Source organism: Bacillus sp. LR_5, from assembly GCF_042709275.1.
In genome coordinates, this window is sequence record NZ_JAVAXX010000428.1 from 1 (window position 1) to 3,767 (window position 3,767).

Below are 3,767 nucleotides of genomic sequence, written 5' to 3' on the forward strand. Positions count from 1 at the left end.
CTTCGTCGGAAGCGTCAGAAGTGGATAAGAGACAGGTGATAGTACTATAGAAATAAATTGGAGGAATAGATACTGGCCGTGGATAGGCGGACTGAAATCTGCTATAGTCGCATACAAACAACCCGCTTACATCTTGAACAATTTTAAGTATTATGTTGGAAAGAGGTATTGTGTAAGCACATGTCTGAGCAGTTCATATGGAGTGGCATCATTTTATTTTAGGAGGGAACAACATGGACGTTTTTTCTGAGTATTTAGCGGGGATTGATGACCCGTTCCACCGAGAAAGAACGGAAGAGGTGTTAACTTGGATAAAAAATAAATATCCAAATTTACATACAGAAATAAAATGGAACCAACCGATGTTTACGGATCACGGTACATTTATTATTGGCTTTAGTGTTTCTAAAAAGCATTTAGCTGTCGCTCCTGAAAAAGTAACGATAGCGCACGTAGAGGATGATATTGTGAAGGCCGGATATGATTACACCGAGCAGCTGATACGTATCCCTTGGAACGGTCCAGTTGATTACACGCTACTTGAGAAAATGATTGCGTTTAATATTCTGGACAAGGCGGAATGCTCCACTTTTTGGCGGAAATGAAAAAAGTAGAAAAGGCATAACATATGAGCTGTATAAAATATGCTATTCCTTTTCATTTGTCTATTTTTCGTTTTGATCATCTATTGCTGCTTTTCATCAAACAAGGTCTTTTCATTGAGCGTAAGCTGGCTCGCAGAATAATGATTACCTTGTTTCCATTTCACTTCAATGGTTATATCATGGCCTTCAAGCTCATCTTCATCTAACCGCTCTAAAAAAGAAACAGACTTTTCCTTTGCGCTTCCATCACGAAAAGTGCCTCCGGAATAGTCACGCATTGGAATTTCTGTGTTAGAACTCAGCAGAACTTCATCATCTTTTTTTACAATCAGTGATTCCAAATAAGTGTTGTCTATTTCAATTGTATCACCGATCCAATAAAGTTTGCCGCTGTATTCATTCGGTGCATCTTCATTTTTTTTGAAAACAGCTTCCCAATTCTGGTCTTTGCTTTCTCCCTGCCAATTCGGATACTCCAAACGAACATGATGAATCAGGTGATAGGAAAAAAAGATCAAGCAGAAAGCGATTAATAGGAATGCCGTGAAAATGAGAGGGTATTTATAATGACTGGACATAAAAGACTCCTATTCGTTTAATCAATTACCTTCGAAAATAGAATTTCATCCCGAATCAAAATGCCGTTTTCAGCCACCTCGGGAATCTCCGGCTTGAGTCGGCGCGCTTTTTCAACTGCGTTCGGAAACACTTCGGCGAATTGATAGCCTCTCTTTTGATAAAACGCAATCGCATGTACATTATCATTCGTTGTGATAAGCTTTATTCGTTGACAATGTGCATGTTTAGCCGTCTCTTCAACCTGCTGAAGTAAAGCTGTGCCGATTCCTTTATTTTCAATCATACTATCTAATGAAATAATTTCACAATCTTTCCCATCTATTGTGTATGTAATACAGCCAATGATTTTGCCGCTTTCATTTACTGCGGCAAATCCATCTAATTCATCACACCGAAAAATGCCGCTGGAGATCGCCATCTCGGGTGTACCCCAATGCTTGGCAAAAAAATCGATCAACATCTGTTTCGCTATCTCATTGTTTGGGATGATCATCATCATAACACTCCTCTATTGAAAGATTGCATATGTACTATCAATATAAACAATATATAACAAAAAAAATAGATGTTGAGGTGACAGCATGGAAATCAGCGATGTTATTTACGGGCACCACCATATAGACGGAGTGCTGGAAGAGCTTATCAAAAGCGCGCCTGTGCAAAGATTAAAAGGGATCTATCAAGGCGGAGCAAGCTTTTTAGTCAATCGAAGGTGGAATGTGACCAGGTATGAGCACTCCATCGGCGTGATGCTCCTCATCAAAAAGCTCGGAGGAACGATAGAAGAACAGATTGCAGGTCTGCTCCACGACGTATCACACACAGCTTTTTCTCATGTGGTTGACGTTGTCTTTGAAAATCAAGCAGAAGACTATCATGAAAACATCTTTCAACAAGTCATTGTTCACTCTGAAATCCCGGACATTCTACAAAAACACGGCTATCATACTGAAGAACTTTTATCTGACGATTCAAGGTGGACATTGCTCGAACAGCCCGCACCGGAGCTGTGTGCTGATCGGACAGACTATACGCTGCGTGATATGTACCGATATGGACACATTAGCCTGCACGAAGCGCAAACCTTTTTGGATCATCTTATTGTGAGAAACGGAAGGATGTTTCCTGATAGTATTGAAACTGCCGAATGGTTTGTCAGTGTGTACTACAAGGAAGTGATTGATTTCTTTTTGAATCCTGTGAATGTATATGGATATGAATATTTAGCGCGAGCATTGAAGGCAGCGCTGCGGCATGATGTCATATCCGCAGAGGATCTGCTGAAAACGGACCAAGAGGTACTGAACATCCTGCGTGCATCAAAAAATGAAGAAGTCCTGAGCTTGCTTACATCCATTCATCCCGGCATACAAGTAATAGAGGATGACATCCAGTACGATTTCCATCAAAAGAAGAAAATGCGCCTAATCAATCCATCCATTTTTCTTGATGACAAATGGATCAAATCCTCAGATGCTTCTGAAAAGGTGAGGAAAATGGGTGAGGCCGCTTATCAAAAAGCAAAAAAAGGTGTGTATATTAAAATCTTAAATCAGTAATTGCCGCCTGACAGCGGCTTTTTTTATGTTTGGCTTTGCAAACAAAGGGGAATAGGACAAACTGCGGGAACGCTTTATGAGAATATCAGCGTATTTACATACCGTTCGGGGGTATAGTATTATCGAGAGGGCATGTTTTCATTGTCTGCGGGCAAAAGTTACAGGAAAAAAATGAAGCAAAGGAGAATGAACATGAAAATCTCTAAAAATGCACTGGGAATTCTGATGTTATCTCTTGTTTTTGTTTTATCAGCATGCGGCAATAACAACAGTACGAAAGAAAGCACACATGACAATCATTCAGACTCCTCATCACATGAAGAGATGGACCATTCCGGATCAGCTGACGTTCCAGAGGGATTACAGGAATCTAAAAATCCGAAATACAAAGTAGGCAGCGAAGTAATCATCAATACTTCTCATATGAAAGGCATGAAAGGTGCCGAAGCTACGGTAACAGGCGCCTATGATACAACGGCGTATGTGGTTTCTTATACTCCGACTAATGGGGGACAGCGTGTGGATCATCATAAATGGGTGATCCAAGAAGAAATCAAAGATGCCGGAGATAAAACGTTACAACCCGGAGATCAGGTGATTTTAGAGGCTTCTCATATGAAAGGCATGAAAGGAGCAACAGCCGAGATCGACTCCGCGGAAAAAACAACTGTATACATGGTTGACTATACATCGACAACAAGCGGCGAAAAAGTGAAAAACCACAAATGGGTCACCGAAGATGAGCTTTCAGCTAAATCATAAAAAATCCTCCTTTTACAAGGAGGATTTTTTTGCTGTTTGAACAGGTCTTGTTAAAGAAATGAAAGCAAACAGGACAGCGATGATCACAATCGATCCGCCGCACCATGCCGTTGACACCACAGTACCCGTCTGATCCAAAACAACACCGCCAATGGCTGAGCCAAGGGCAATTCCGACTTGGAGGGCCGATGTGTTAAAGCTTTGCTGAATGTCAGACGAATCAGGTGCAATTTCAATTAAATAGCTTTGCTGAGCCGGGGCA

The 3,767-nt window shown here is 41.0% G+C and carries 5 protein-coding genes and 1 pseudogene; 3 read left to right on the forward strand and 3 right to left on the reverse strand.

The window, feature by feature from the left end; genetic code table 11:
* The first annotated feature begins 233 nt into the window (after window positions 1-233).
* A complete protein-coding gene (gene fra / locus RAC86_RS36365) occupies window positions 234-605 on the forward strand; it encodes an iron chaperone frataxin (protein ID WP_015252695.1) in 372 nt (123 codons plus the stop codon).
* An 80-nt stretch (window positions 606-685) separates the two neighbouring features.
* Here fra and RAC86_RS36370 read toward each other — a convergent pair whose 3' ends face one another.
* Window positions 686-1,183 (reverse strand): YdhH/YoaO family protein, encoded by a 498-nt coding sequence (locus tag RAC86_RS36370; RefSeq protein WP_377886751.1) that lies wholly within the window; start codon window positions 1,181-1,183, stop codon window positions 686-688.
* Between the two features lie 17 nt (window positions 1,184-1,200).
* Entirely contained in the window at window positions 1,201-1,683 is a 483-nt protein-coding gene (locus tag RAC86_RS36375; RefSeq protein WP_377886752.1) for a GNAT family N-acetyltransferase, read from the reverse strand.
* 82 nt (window positions 1,684-1,765) lie between these two features.
* On the opposite strand from RAC86_RS36375, the gene RAC86_RS36380 reads away from it, so the two are divergent.
* Together RAC86_RS36380 and RAC86_RS36385 are read left to right on the forward strand one after the other, a co-directional pair.
* Window positions 1,766-2,743 (forward strand): HD domain-containing protein, encoded by a 978-nt coding sequence (locus tag RAC86_RS36380; protein WP_377886753.1) that lies wholly within the window; start codon window positions 1,766-1,768, stop codon window positions 2,741-2,743.
* Between the two features lie 141 nt (window positions 2,744-2,884).
* Window positions 2,885-3,505 (forward strand): YdhK family protein, encoded by a 621-nt coding sequence (locus RAC86_RS36385; RefSeq protein ID WP_342006749.1) that lies wholly within the window; start codon window positions 2,885-2,887, stop codon window positions 3,503-3,505.
* A 12-nt stretch (window positions 3,506-3,517) separates the two neighbouring features.
* Here the strand turns inward: RAC86_RS36385 and RAC86_RS36390 are convergent.
* Window positions 3,518-3,767 (reverse strand): annotated as a pseudogene (locus RAC86_RS36390) (MFS transporter); the annotation flags it as partial.